This is a genomic window from Pandoraea bronchicola (assembly GCF_902459805.1).
GTDB classification, from domain to species: Bacteria; Pseudomonadota; Gammaproteobacteria; order Burkholderiales; family Burkholderiaceae; genus Pandoraea; species Pandoraea bronchicola.
The window spans coordinates 60,771-73,045 of record NZ_CABPST010000009.1 but is presented as its reverse complement, the minus strand read 5'-3'; the positions used below and the strand labels follow the sequence as shown (position 1 = coordinate 73,045).

At 62.6% G+C, this 12,275-nt stretch carries 10 protein-coding genes; 8 read left to right on the top strand and 2 right to left on the bottom strand.

The genetic code is table 11. The features are described 5' to 3' along the window. Nucleotides 1–78: 78 nt before the first annotated feature. The gene (locus PBR20603_RS16480; RefSeq protein ID WP_150560592.1) at nt 79–996 is read left to right on the top strand and encodes an alpha/beta hydrolase family protein; all 918 of its coding nucleotides are present in this window, start codon (nt 79–81) and stop codon (nt 994–996) included. Between the two features lie 7 nt (nt 997–1,003). Then, nucleotides 1,004–2,497, top strand: a complete 1,494-nt coding sequence (locus PBR20603_RS16475) for an MATE family efflux transporter (RefSeq protein WP_150560591.1) — start codon at nt 1,004–1,006, stop codon at nt 2,495–2,497. Between the two features lie 10 nt (nt 2,498–2,507). Here the strand turns inward: PBR20603_RS16475 and PBR20603_RS16470 are convergent, their stop codons facing one another. Further along, on the bottom strand, nt 2,508–3,440 hold the full coding sequence (locus tag PBR20603_RS16470; protein WP_217425972.1) for a LysR family transcriptional regulator: 933 nt from the start codon (nt 3,438–3,440) through the stop codon (nt 2,508–2,510). 218 nt (nt 3,441–3,658) lie between these two features. On the opposite strand from PBR20603_RS16470, the gene PBR20603_RS16465 reads away from it, so the two are divergent. From PBR20603_RS16465 to mdoH, 3 genes are all read left to right on the top strand, one after another. Continuing rightward, the gene (locus tag PBR20603_RS16465; protein ID WP_150560590.1) at nt 3,659–4,324 is read left to right on the top strand and encodes a LysE family translocator; all 666 of its coding nucleotides are present in this window, start codon (nt 3,659–3,661) and stop codon (nt 4,322–4,324) included. A 341-nt stretch (nt 4,325–4,665) separates the two neighbouring features. Further along, entirely contained in the window at nt 4,666–6,189 is a 1,524-nt protein-coding gene (locus tag PBR20603_RS16460; protein WP_150560589.1) for a glucan biosynthesis protein G, read from the top strand. Continuing rightward, nucleotides 6,186–8,801, top strand: coding sequence for a glucans biosynthesis glucosyltransferase MdoH (gene mdoH, locus PBR20603_RS16455; RefSeq protein ID WP_246174760.1), 2,616 nt, complete (start codon nt 6,186–6,188; stop codon nt 8,799–8,801). Before PBR20603_RS16460 ends, mdoH begins: the two co-directional genes overlap by 4 nt. 93 nt (nt 8,802–8,894) lie before the next feature. Here the strand turns inward: mdoH and PBR20603_RS16450 are convergent, their stop codons facing one another. After that, entirely contained in the window at nt 8,895–9,602 is a 708-nt protein-coding gene (locus tag PBR20603_RS16450; RefSeq protein ID WP_246174759.1) for a peptidoglycan DD-metalloendopeptidase family protein, read from the bottom strand. Between the two features lie 536 nt (nt 9,603–10,138). Here PBR20603_RS16450 and PBR20603_RS16445 point away from each other — a divergent pair. From PBR20603_RS16445 to PBR20603_RS16435, 3 genes are all read left to right on the top strand, one after another. Next, complete coding sequence (locus PBR20603_RS16445; RefSeq protein WP_010805153.1) at nt 10,139–10,342, top strand: cold-shock protein; 204 nt, start codon at nt 10,139–10,141, stop codon at nt 10,340–10,342. A 211-nt stretch (nt 10,343–10,553) separates the two neighbouring features. After that, a complete protein-coding gene (locus tag PBR20603_RS16440) occupies nt 10,554–11,192 on the top strand; it encodes a LysE family translocator (RefSeq protein ID WP_150560587.1) in 639 nt (212 codons plus the stop codon). 247 nt (nt 11,193–11,439) lie between these two features. Then, nucleotides 11,440–12,207, top strand: a complete 768-nt coding sequence (locus tag PBR20603_RS16435) for a flagellar brake protein (RefSeq protein ID WP_150560586.1) — start codon at nt 11,440–11,442, stop codon at nt 12,205–12,207. Nucleotides 12,208–12,275 lie beyond the last annotated feature (68 nt).

The following is a 12,275-nucleotide window of genomic DNA, read 5'->3' as shown; positions in this document are numbered from 1 at the left end:
ATGCTCGGAATGTCGCGCAGGGCCGTGGGACGATCGTTCGCGACGATGCTCGTCGCACTCGGTGCCTGCAGCCTCGGCATGTCCTTGCTGGCTTCGTTCCCCGCTCTCGCTTTGGCTGCCGACACGACCTTGCCGGGCAGCCCGGCGGTGAAATCCGCCCCCGCACCTGCCGCGTCACCTCCCGCCACGCCCGCACCTCCGCCCACTGCGCCGACCGGTGTCGACCAGCGAGTGCTGCGCAGCGACGGCGGATACGCCAATCTCCATGTCTTCCGGCCGGCGTCTGCATGTAATGGGGTGGCGGTACTCAGTCCCGGTGCGGGCGATGACCGGGATGCGCTGGCCTGGCTCGGGCGCGCCCTCTCTCAATATGGCTGGCTGACGGTGACGATGGCGCATAAGGAAAGCGGACGCGACTCATTGCGCGATCGGGTGCGCAATGGCGGGTTGCGTGACGGATTGCTGGCGCTCACTACGGACCCCGAAGCGTATGACGACCGTCTCGAAGACGCCGGAGCGGCGTTGCATTGGGCGCGAACCCAGTGCCGCTCGGGACCGGCCGTCTTCGCCGGTCATTCCATGGGGGCGGCCACGGTGATGATCGAAGCGGGCGCGAAGAACAAACTCGGGCTCGATAGCGACGATCGTTTCGATGGCTACATCGCACTGTCGCCGCAGGGGCCGGGGCCGATCTTTCCGGCGGGCGCATGGCATGACATCCGCAAGCCGATGTTGCTCGTGACCGGCACGCGCGACGCGCCGCTCGATGGCAAATGGCAGACGCGCACCGAGCCGTACACGGATCTGCCTTCGGGCTGTCACTGGCTTGCCGTGGTCGATGGCGCCACGCATTTCAACTTCGCAGGTTTCGGCTACGGGCACGGTGATATCGAGGCCAAGGTGCTGCCGTTGGTTCAGCGCTTTCTCGACAACCTGCGTATGAACCGATGTGCGGTGCCCGTGCCGGCGCCCGGCGTAAAGTTCGACACGAAGTAAAAGCGCCATGGCCGAACATGACCTCACACGCGGCCCCATCGGCAAGACCTTGTTCTGGTTCTCGCTGCCCGTGCTGGGCAGCAATGTGCTTCAGTCGCTCAATGCCTCGATCAATATCATGTGGATCGGGCACTTTCTCGGTGAGTCGGCGCTCACTGCAGCGTCGAACGCCAACATTCTGCTGTTCTTCTTGTTGGGGGTGGTGTTCGGCATCAGCATGGCGAACACGATTCTCATCGGCCAGTCCGTCGGTGCGAAGAATCATGTACTCACGCAACGGATCGTCGGCACGAGCGCAACCTTTTTTGTGCTGATGTCGACCGCCGTCGCCATCGTCGGCTATCTCTTCACGCCCGAATTGCTGGACGCGCTGGGAACACCGAGCGATGCTCGCGCGTTCGCCGTCGCCTATTTACGCATCATCTTCATTGCGCTGCCGGTGATGTACTTCTACAACTTCGTGATGATGGCGTTGCGAGGGGCGGGCGATGCGCGAACCCCATTTCGCTTCATGCTGCTTTCGGCGGGACTCGACGTCGCGCTCAATCCGCTGCTGATCTTTGGCTGGGGACCGGTGCCGCCGTTTGGTATCGCGGGGTCGGCAGGGGCAACGCTCATCGCGCAGACCGTGAGTCTGGCTGCGCTGATGTACACGTTGTACCGGCGCCGCGATCCGCTGTGGCTGCAACGCAAGGACTGGAAATACCTGCGCATCGATCCCGGTCTGTTACGTCTGGTCGTCGTCAAGGGCTTGCCGATGGCGCTGCAAATGGTGGTGATTTCATCGTCGGCGATGGTGATGATGGGGTTCGTCAATGGTTATGGATCGCAGACCACGGCGGCCTATGGCGTGGCCTCGCAATTGTGGACGTATGTTCAGATGCCGGCACTCGCCATTGGGGCGGGCGTGTCGTCGATGGTGGCGCAGAACGTGGGGGCGGGGCTGTGGGGCCGCGTCTCGCGCATCGGACGTGTGGGCGTCGGATTGAACTTCGTCATGACGGGAACCCTGGTCGTGGCCATCCTGCTCTTCAATCGACAGTTCATGAATGCTTTCCTGCCGGGCGATGGCTATGCGATCTCCGTCGCGCAGCACATCAATGCCGTGGTGGCATGGTCATTCGTGCTGTTCGGCGTGACGATCGTGCTCTTCGGCGTGGTGCGTGCGACGGGGGCGGTGGCGGCGCCGCTCGTGATCCTGTTCGTCTCGCAGTGGGTCATCCGGCTGCCTTTCGCGTGGCAGATGCAGAAGTCGTGGGGGGCGGAGGCCATCTGGTGGAGCTTCCCGATCGGCTTTGCGGTGTCGCTGGTAATGGCGCTTGCCTATTACCGTTGGGGGCGGTGGCGCGGCGTGCGCATGTTGCCCAAGGGGGATCCGCCGGTTGTCTCCCCGTCGGAGGAGGCTGCGGTTGCTGCGGGCGGGCCGCCACCGGCGCCGATGCCACGGCCTGTGTCTGCTGCCACGCCGCCGGAGCGTGTGCCCGACGATAGCCGCCGGTAGGCGGCCAGCATCAGCGTGTGTGCGCTGGTGCCACGCCGGAGATCCATTGCGACGCCGATTCGGCGAGGGTGGCGCGTAGCCAGTGCAGGAGCGTCTCGCGCGCGGGGTCTTCGGCAAACGGTTCCCGGGCAAGTGCGACGTAGGCTGAGCCATCGCGCACGAAGCCGTAGGGGGCGACGAGGCGTCCGGCGTTGAGTTCGTCGCTCACCATGTACACAGAGCCGATGGCGGTTCCTAGCCCGGCCCCTGCTGCCTGCAAACTCAGATAGAAGTGTTCGAACGGCGGTGTTGCCGTTGTGCGGCTCGCATTGAGGTGTGGGGCTTCGTCGACGGCCGTCTGCCGGGGGGAGGTCGCTCGATGCCAGTCCTGCCATGCGTGAGGGCGTGAGCGAGTGTGGAGTTGCTTGAGGTGGGGCGTATCGAACGAGGCGGGCAATCCGACGGGGCCAATCCATTCATCGGCGAGAGGCTCGGCGACCAGCGTATGTCCCCAGAAGAAATCATTACGCCGGATGGCGATGTCTACGCCAGCGCTTGCCAGATCGAGGGGGCCTCCGGCGGAGTGGAGATGCAGTGCGATGTCCGGGTGCATCTGGGCGAACGCGCCGAGGCGGGGAATGAACCAGCGCATGGCGAGGGTGGGCTCGCAGGAGACGACGAGCGCGCGAGCGGGTGATGTGGTTCGGAGGCTGGCGACGGTCGAGGCGAGCTGTTCGAACATTTGCCGGGTGGTGGTGTGCAGGCGCTCACCGGCGGGGGTGAGGAAGACGGCGCGATTGCGGCGTTCGAAGAGAGGCAGACCGAGGGCATCTTCGAGCGTACGGATTTGGCGGCTGACGGCGCCGTGGGTCACAAACAGGCGGTCGGCGGCGCGCGCGAAGCTAAGTTCGCTGGCGGCGACGTTGAAGACTTGAAGGGCATTCAGCGGCAGCGATCGATTCATAGGTGAGAAATTATCACGAATAACCCTGCACAAAGATCGTTTTTCCTGGCGTGAAGATCCCGCCAGAATAACCCCAAATTCCGGACATCATAAGCAACATGAGGCCGGAATAATTGTGGGAGACGGCCCGGGGCCCCGTTCTGCAGCGAGTTGGGTTTATGTCTGAGCGGCGGAACGGGGCTCCGGGCCGTCGGGGGTTTATTCGGTGAGGTTTTATCATGCAAGAGCTGCTGGCAGTAATGACAATAACGGTGTTGGCGGTCATCAGCCCGGGGGCCGATTTCGCGATGGTGACGCGGGCGAGTTGGCGGCATGGCCGGCGGGCGGGGATGTGGGCGGCGGTGGGCATTGCGGCGGGTGTGCAGGTCCATGTCTTCTACACTCTGGTAGGCGTAGGCATGTTGATCGCGGAGATCCCGCGGCTCTTTACGGTGATCAAGTGGATTGGCGCCGCGTATTTGATTTACATCGGTTGGCGAACGTTGCGAGATCGTTCGCCGGTGGCGGACGTCATGGAGGGTGAGGGGGCGGCGGGTGCTTCGGCGCGTTGTGTCGAAGCAGGCGTTTCGGGAAGCACCTCGTGGCAAGACGCCGCGAGCGCCTTCCGCACGGGCTTCTTCACGAACGCCTTGAATCCGAAGACGACGTTGTTCGTGGTGAGCACGTTCACGCAGGTCGTCCATCCGGGGACGGGATGGGCGCTCGGGCTGGCCTATGGGGCATTCATGTCGTTCGCGCATTGGGCGTGGTTCAGCCTCGTCGCGCTGGGATTCTCGGCGGGTTGGATGCGTGCGGCGATGGTGCGGCGTCAGGACATTGTCCGACGCAGCATTGGCGGAGCGCTCATGGCGCTTGGCGGGTTGTTGGCTGTCGCGAATCGGTGAGTGTGGCCGGGACCGGATGAAAATGCGCTTCAAGTGGCATGGAAATGGCGCAAAAAAGGCGTTCACATGACCCGAATCGGATTGGAAAGCGTGTGAAACCTTACCGTTTTGCCCATTGGTCACAAATCGTCACAAATTTATGATGTCGCGGGGAGCGGCGTCCCGGCGGACGATTGGGGTAATGTGAGCGCCCGCTTCGAAGGTTTTGCCGATGCATCTTTAGTCAATCGGTGAATGAACGGGTAAAATTGCGCGTTCGGCGCACGCTGGCTACGGTCGGCACGCGCGTTTCACGCTATCCCCCACTGCCGATGGAATTCCTGCCCAACGCGGTTCCCCGCATGATTTCCCACCGAGCCGTGCGCCTGGTGCTCGCCAGTGTGCTAAGTGTCTGCGCGCTGGCCGGCGGTGCGGCGCATGCCTTCTCGTTCGATGATGTCGCCAAAGAGGCGCGCACGCTCGCGAACAGCCGCTACAAGCCGAAAGATCCGAATCTGCCCAAAACGCTGCAGAACCTCACCTACGACCGCTATCGCAACATTCGCTTCAAGCCTGAGAAGGCGCTGTGGCGTGCGCAGAAGCTGCCGTTCGAACTGATGTTCTTCCACGAAGGCTCGTACTACGACCGTCCGGTCAAGATTAACGAGTTGACGGGTAACACCGTGCGTGAATTGCGCTACAGCCCCGATATGTTCGATTTCGGGGCGCTTAAAGTCGACCAGAAGCAATTGCGCGGTCTGGGCTTCGCCGGTTTCCGCGTCCACTTCCCGGTCAACACGCCGAAGTACAAAGACGAAGTGATGGTCTTCCTCGGCGCGAGCTACTTCCGCGCGCTGGGCAAGAACCAGACATATGGCTTGTCCGCACGCGGGCTGGCGCTCGACACCGCGCTCAATTCCGGTGAAGAGTTTCCGCGCTTCACCGAATTCTGGATTCAGCGTCCTGCCCCCGGCGCCAAAGAGTTGACGATTTACGCGTTGCTCGATTCGCCGCGCGCGACGGGCGCGTATCGCTTCACCTTGCGTCCCGGCGTGGACACGACGGTCGATGTGAAGGCCGAACTGTTCCTGCGCGAGAACGTCACCAAGCTGGGCATTGCGCCGCTTACGAGCATGTTCTTCTTTGGCGAAAACCAGCCCGCAGCGGTGGCTGACTATCGTCCGGAAGTGCATGACTCCGACGGCCTCTCGATCCAGTCGGGTACGGGCGAATGGATCTGGCGCCCGCTGGTCAATCCGAAACGTTTGCTCGTGTCGTCCTTCGCGTTGTCGAATCCGGCCGGATTCGGGCTTGTGCAGCGTGACCGGGACTTCACCAACTATCAGGATCTGGAAGATCACTACGAATCGCGCCCGAGCGCCTGGGTCGAGCCCAAGGGCAAGTGGGGGCAGGGCCGCGTGGAGCTGGTGCAAATCCCGACGCCCGACGAGACCAACGATAATATCGTCGCGTATTGGGTGCCGGATGCGCCGCCCAAACCCAAACAACCGTATCCACTCGAATACCGGCTCTCTTGGCAGAAAGATAACGACAAGCGCCCGCCGATGGCGTGGGTGTCGCAAAGCCGGCGTGGGCACGGCTACCGGGGAAAACCAGACGACAGTCTGCTGTTTGCGCTCGATTTCGAGGGCCCGGCATTAAAGAAGCTGCCGGATGACGCCAAGGTCGAAGGCAACGTGTCCATCGACGGCAACGGCAAGATCCTTGAAGTGCAGACGCAGCGCAATGACGTCACGGGAGGCTATCGCGTCATGCTACGCATGCGCCGCCTCGATTCCGAGAAACCCGTCGAAATGCGCGCTTACCTGCGCAACGGCAGTAATACCCTATCCGAAACGTGGAGCTACCTGTTACCCCCCGAGTGAGCGACCGCTCCGACATTCCGGTCGACGAGCTTTACGTCGACCGGCTGCCCCTGCCCGCCGAGAAACGTCGTGCCCTGCTTGCGCAAGCGCAGCGTGACGGTGGCGATTCGCTCGACGTTCTCACCCGTTTGCAGCGCCTGCTCGCTGCGCGTGTCACGAACGGCGCGGGTGAGGCGTTGCCGCCCATGGGCGATACGCCGGCTCACACCGGTGAGGCGACGGCGCAGAACGACGCCGGCGTCGTCACGTCCGCTGCGACTGCGACCGTGTGGCATCCGCACGATATCGCCGAGATCGAATCCGGCAGCGATGCGGTGCTCGCCTCGCAACCGGTGCGCCTCGACATCACGGAGGGCGGATCGCTGGCGGCCGCCGCCGGGTTGAAAGAGGTGCGTGGTGTGCAGACCTTGCGTCTTGCGCCGCCAGTGCGTCGCACGTCGCTCATCCCGCGTGCCTGGTCGCTCAATCCGCTCGTGCGCTTGTGGCGCAAACTGATCGGCCGCCAAGACCCCGATCCGCTCGTGCGCGACGCGCCCGATCCCAAGGGCAAGTGGTCGCAGGCAGGCCGCCGCCGTCGCTGGATGTTGCTCACGCTGATGGTCGCCCAGACGGCGCTGGCCACGCATTTCATGGCATCCGTGCTGCCGTATCACGGGGCCGATCCGCTTGAGTTCGCGGTGCTCGTGTTGTTCGTGCTGCTCTTCGGCTGGGTCTCCGCCGGATTCTGGACGGCGATCTTCGGCTTCTTCGTTCTGCTGTTCGGGGGCGAGCGCCATATGATCTCGAAGATGGCCGCGGGCGATGCGCCAATTGCGCCCGACGCGCGCACTGCGATTGTCATGCCGATCTGTAACGAAGATGTCGGTCGAGTGTTCGCCGGTTTGCGCGCGACGTACGAGTCGCTCGCGAAGACCGACTCGCTCGAACGCTTCGACTTCTTCATCCTGTCCGATTCGAATGAGGCCGATAACTGCACGGCCGAAGTCGACGCATGGCAGGCACTGTGCCGCGAGGTCGACGGTTTTGGCCGCATCTTCTATCGTCGCCGCCAGCGTCGCGTGAAGCGCAAGAGCGGTAACCTCGACGACTTCTGCCGCCGATGGGGCAGCGATTACCGCTACATGATCGTGCTCGACGCCGATAGCGTGATGAGCGGCGAGTGCCTGACCAAACTCGTGCGCATGATGGAAGCGCATCCGAGCGCCGGTTTGATTCAGACCGCGCCGCTCGCGGCCGGACGCGAAACGTTCTATGCCCGTCTGCAACAGTTCGCCGGGCGCGTGTACGGCCCGCTGTTCACCGCCGGCCTGCACTACTGGCAGTTGGGCGAAGCGCATTACTGGGGCCACAACGCGATTATTCGCCTGAAGCCCTTCATGGAGCATTGCGCACTCGCGCCGCTGCCGGGCAAAGGGGCGATGTCCGGCGCAATTCTCTCGCACGACTTCGTCGAAGCGGCGCTCATGCGGCGCGCAGGGTGGGGCGTATGGATTGCGTACGACCTGCCCGGCAGCTACGAAGAAATGCCGCCGAACCTGCTCGACGAACTCAAGCGCGACCGGCGCTGGTGTCAGGGCAACCTGATGAACTTCCGCCTGTTCCTGGCCGAGGGTATGCATCCGGTGCACCGCGCGGTGTTTGTGACGGGGGCCATGGCCTATGTTTCCGCGCCCTTGTGGTTCATCTTCCTGATCCTCTCGACGTGCCTGCTCGCCAAACACACGCTGGTCGTGCCCGAGTACTTCACCACGCCGCGTCAGCTTTTCCCGGTCTGGCCCGAGTGGCATCCCGAGCGGGCGCTGGCCCTGTTCTCGGCAACGGCAACGCTGCTTTTCCTGCCCAAAATTCTGGCCGTGCTGCTGATCTGGGTGAAGGGCGCAAAGCGTTTCGGCGGTGCGTTTGCGGTGACGGTGAGCATGTTCATCGAGATGGTGTTCTCCGCCGTCCTCGCGCCCGTACGCATGCTGTTCCACACGCAGTTCGTGCTCGCTGCGTTGACGGGCATTGCGATTCAATGGAAGTCGCCGCCGCGTGAAGACGCCGAGACGCACTGGGGCGAAGCGATTCGCCGCCACGGTCTGCAAACGCTGATCGGGCTGGGATGGGGCGCCGTCGTCTACTGGCTCAACCCGGACTTCATCTGGTGGCTGATGCCGATCGTCGGGTCGATGATGATTTCGATTCCTGTCTCGGTGTTCTCCAGCCGTGTGTCACTCGGACGCGGTTTCAAGCGCGCCCGCCTGTTCCTGATTCCGGAAGAGTCGTGGCCGCCGAAGGAACTCCGCATGACGGAGAAGTACACCGAGGAAGCCGCCAAGCGCGTCGACTTTGTCGATGCCGTGATCGATCCGATGGCCAATGCCCTCGTCGCCGCAAGCGTGGTGCCGACCCGCGACGATGCGAAGCGCGACGCCGTGCGCGCCGGCCGTGTCGAGACAGCGCTGCTCAAGGGACCGGCCAAGCTCACGACCACGCAGAAATGGGAGTTGCTCAACGATCCGCGAGCGCTCGCGGCACTGCATCTGCTCGTGTGGACGGACCCGCGTGCGCATCGCGATTGGCGCGACGCACGCGCCAACGGGCTCTCGCAAGGCTTTCTCGCATCGGCCTGATGTGCCCATCCCATCAGGGATGACGGAATGAAAAACGGCAAGGCATTACGCCTTGCCGTTTTTATTTCGAGGCCTTCGCCCAGGCGAACCGGATCAGCGTGACGGCAGGAAGTCGCGCGGATTGAACGGCGTGCCCTTTTGACGCACTTCGAAGTGCAGCTTCACGGTGCCGTGCGAGTCGGTGTCGCCCATCTCGGCAATCTTCTGGCCCTTGCTGACCGATGCGCCTTCCTTCACAAGCAGGGCCCGGTTGTGGGCGTAGGCGGTGAGATAGCCGTTGTCGTGCTGCACCATCACGAGGTTGCCGTAACCTCGTAGGCCGCTTCCGGCGTAGACAACCTTGCCTGCGGCCGCTGCGTAGATTGGATCGCCCGGCTTGCCGCCGATGTCGACCCCCTTGTTGCTGCTGCCGTTGTAATTCGCCAGTACCGGGCCGTCGGCCGGCCAGACCATTGGAATCTTGTTCGTCGCCGTGCGTGGCGCGGCGGGAGCGGGCTTCGGCGCCGACTTGGCTTGCGGTCGCGGCCGGGCGGTGCCAGACGGCGCGCTGCCCCCTGTCGAGGCGGCTGCCGCTGGCGGGCTGGACGAACCGGCAGGCGGCACGACGCGCAGCACCTGACCGACTTCGATCTTGTCGGGGTCGGTCAGCCCGTTCCAGCGCACCAGATCGGCCGTGCTGGCATTATTGCTGCGGGCAATGCCGTAAAGCGTGTCGCCCGACTGCACGCGGTAGCTTCCGGCAGGCACCGGACCGTAGGTCGGCGACCCGGCGCAGGCCGCGAGCGTCGCACAAACGGCCACACTCAGCACATGCGTGCGACAACGGGCGAGCCAATGCGGTCGGCTTGACTTTCGTACTTCAGATTGCGGCCACGAGGGGCACATGAGACGGGTAGGCTCCATCCGTAGGCAGGTGAGAGGCCCAATGGCAGTCGCTCGAAGTGCCGTTTAGGCAATGCGTCAGGCAATGCGCGCCGAATAGGGGAAAACCACAGGAAAGTGGTTTCGAACAGCGCAAAACGCGGACAAGACGCGCGACAACAGCATGGACACGGGACAAAACGCCCATTGTACGGGCAGCGGCACCGGCTCGGACACCCGAAGAGTGCCCAAATTCCCCGCTATTTGCGGAAATTGTTACGCAATTTGCAGTATTTCCCCTGTTGACAAGCGTCGGCGCTACACGTATAAAACCAACTGCAGATTGTCAAGCCGCGAAGTTGTTGTCAGACGTAGTTTTCCTGCTTCTCGCTGGTTTCTAGTCCTTCATTTTCCCTTGATTGTCAGCGCTGGAGGGGTCATTCCGACCCCAGGCTATTGTTTTATTAGGAAAAAACATGGAAACCGGTATTGTTAAGTGGTTCAACGACGCAAAGGGCTTCGGCTTCATCACCCCGGACGCCGGCGGTGAAGACCTGTTCGCTCACTTCTCGGAAGTGAAGGTTGACGGCTTCAAGTCGCTGCAAGAGAACCAACGCGTGTCATTCGAAGTGAAGACTGGCCCGAAGGGCAAGCAAGCTGCGAACATCAAGCCGATCTAAGCGGCTTCATCGCTTTCACGTGATGCCGCGCCAGCCTTAGGGCGAGGCGGCGTCCCGCGATCAACAGGCCCGATGGCGAAAGTCATCGGGCCTGTTTGTCTTTTTGATTCCCTTCCGATTCGCATGAGACGTGCACGCGAACGATGCCACCGTCACGGTTCGACGCTACAATGCCTGATCGAATTCGCGTAAGCATTTTTCCGAGGCAATCATGAGCCTGCAAACGTGGTGGCTATACGTAGTCACCGTTTTTTTCGTCTCGGCGACACCGGGGCCGAACATGTTGCTCGTCATGACGCATGGCGCGCGTCATGGTTTGCGTCCGGCGCTGGGAACGATGGCCGGTTGCATGACGGCACTCATCGCGATGATGTCGATTTCGGCGGCAGGCCTGGGCGCGGTGCTCAAGGCGTGGCCGATGCTGTTCGACACGCTGCGCTATCTCGGCGCGGCCTATCTGATTTATCTCGGCTACAAGAGCTGGCGCTCGCCGGTCGACACCAAGGAAGCGGCAGCCAATCTCGGCGCGCCTGCACTGGCAGCCGACTCGAGCTTCGGCAAGTTGTTCAAAGCGGGCTTTCTGGTGGCCGCAAGCAACCCGAAGGCCATTCTGTTCGCTGCGGCGTTCCTTCCGCAGTTCATCGATCCGACGGCGGCCAAGCTCCCGCAATTCTCGATTCTGCTCGGCACGTTTGCCGTGATCGAGGTGAGCTGGTACCTGGTCTATGCCACGGGCGGACTGCGCATTGCGCCGTACCTGCGTGAAGCCCGTGTGCTCAAGGCGTTCAACCGCATCAGCGGCGGCGTGTTCATGGGCTTCGGCGCACTGATGGCGGCGGTCCATCGCTGATCTGGCGACACGGGCGCATCGGAGCGCCACGGGTGTGGCGCACGGCTCGGGGAGCGGCAGATTCATGCGCCGGGACACTCAATATTTACGGCCTGCGGCCGTTAACGTTCATGACCAGATGCATGAAACGGCGAGTGAGTACCGCTTGGCACTCATGCTGCGGTGATGCCACGAGGTGTCGCGGGTTGCAAAGGCTTTAATACGGACGGTTTGCGTGGCCGTCACGGGGATAAATAGAAGATCAGGTATGGAAACGACAGAACCGCAGGTGACACCGGCGCCCACGGACGAAGAGTCTCAACTGCATGACTCGTATCGCATCAGCAACCCGCTGGAGATTGGCGGTGTGCTGCGTCATCTGGCGACGCGCGGCGACTTCATGACGGTGTACTTCGCGAACGGCCAGCGTCAGCTCGTCACGCGTTTGCTCAAGGTCGAGCCGCAAGCCCGCGGCTTTTATTTCGACTGGGGCGGTGTGGAGACGGAGAACCGGGCCCTGCTCGCCAACAGGCGCGCATTGTTCGTTGGCGTGCCGGAAGGCATTCAGGTGCATTTCCCCATCGGCGACGTGCAAGAGCGTGAGTACGAAGGGTATCCGGCCTTTTATTCGTCGTATCCGGAAACGCTCGTACGCTTGCAGCGCCGCGATTACTTCCGGGTGAAGACGCCGATCCTCGATCCGTATCAGTGCACGGTCAAATTTCCGGAAGACACGCCGATGCGTCTGTCGGTGTTCGATCTTTCGCTGGGAGGCGTGGGCTTGCGCACGAAGTCCGACGTGGCCGCCGAGATCCCGAAGGGCTCGATGCTCATGCACGTCGAGATCGAATTGCGTGACTACGGCACCGTTCAGGTCGATCTCGAAGTGTGTGCCATTCGCAGCGTGCCGCTCGCGAAGGACGTCGAATACCACATCGGCTGCCGCTTCATTGCGCTTTCGCGCACTGCCGAATCGCGTCTGCAAAAGCTCATCACGCAGCTCGAACTCAATCGAAAGGCGTTTGCGCGCGGTTGAGCGTTTGACATCCTCGGGTATTCGTTTCTGCGCCGTCTGACGGATGCCACAAGCGATACCGCGAAGGG

Coding starts and splice junctions, on each gene's coding strand:
- PBR20603_RS16480 (WP_150560592.1), top strand. CDS start 79: ATGTCCTTGCTGGCTTCGTTCCCCGCTCTCGCTTTGGCTGCCGACACG.
- PBR20603_RS16475 (WP_150560591.1), top strand. CDS start 1,004: ATGGCCGAACATGACCTCACACGCGGCCCCATCGGCAAGACCTTGTTC.
- PBR20603_RS16470 (WP_217425972.1), bottom strand. CDS start 3,440: ATGAATCGATCGCTGCCGCTGAATGCCCTTCAAGTCTTCAACGTCGCC.
- PBR20603_RS16465 (WP_150560590.1), top strand. CDS start 3,659: ATGCAAGAGCTGCTGGCAGTAATGACAATAACGGTGTTGGCGGTCATC.
- PBR20603_RS16460 (WP_150560589.1), top strand. CDS start 4,666: ATGATTTCCCACCGAGCCGTGCGCCTGGTGCTCGCCAGTGTGCTAAGT.
- PBR20603_RS16445 (WP_010805153.1), top strand. CDS start 10,139: ATGGAAACCGGTATTGTTAAGTGGTTCAACGACGCAAAGGGCTTCGGC.
- PBR20603_RS16440 (WP_150560587.1), top strand. CDS start 10,554: ATGAGCCTGCAAACGTGGTGGCTATACGTAGTCACCGTTTTTTTCGTC.
- PBR20603_RS16435 (WP_150560586.1), top strand. CDS start 11,440: ATGGAAACGACAGAACCGCAGGTGACACCGGCGCCCACGGACGAAGAG.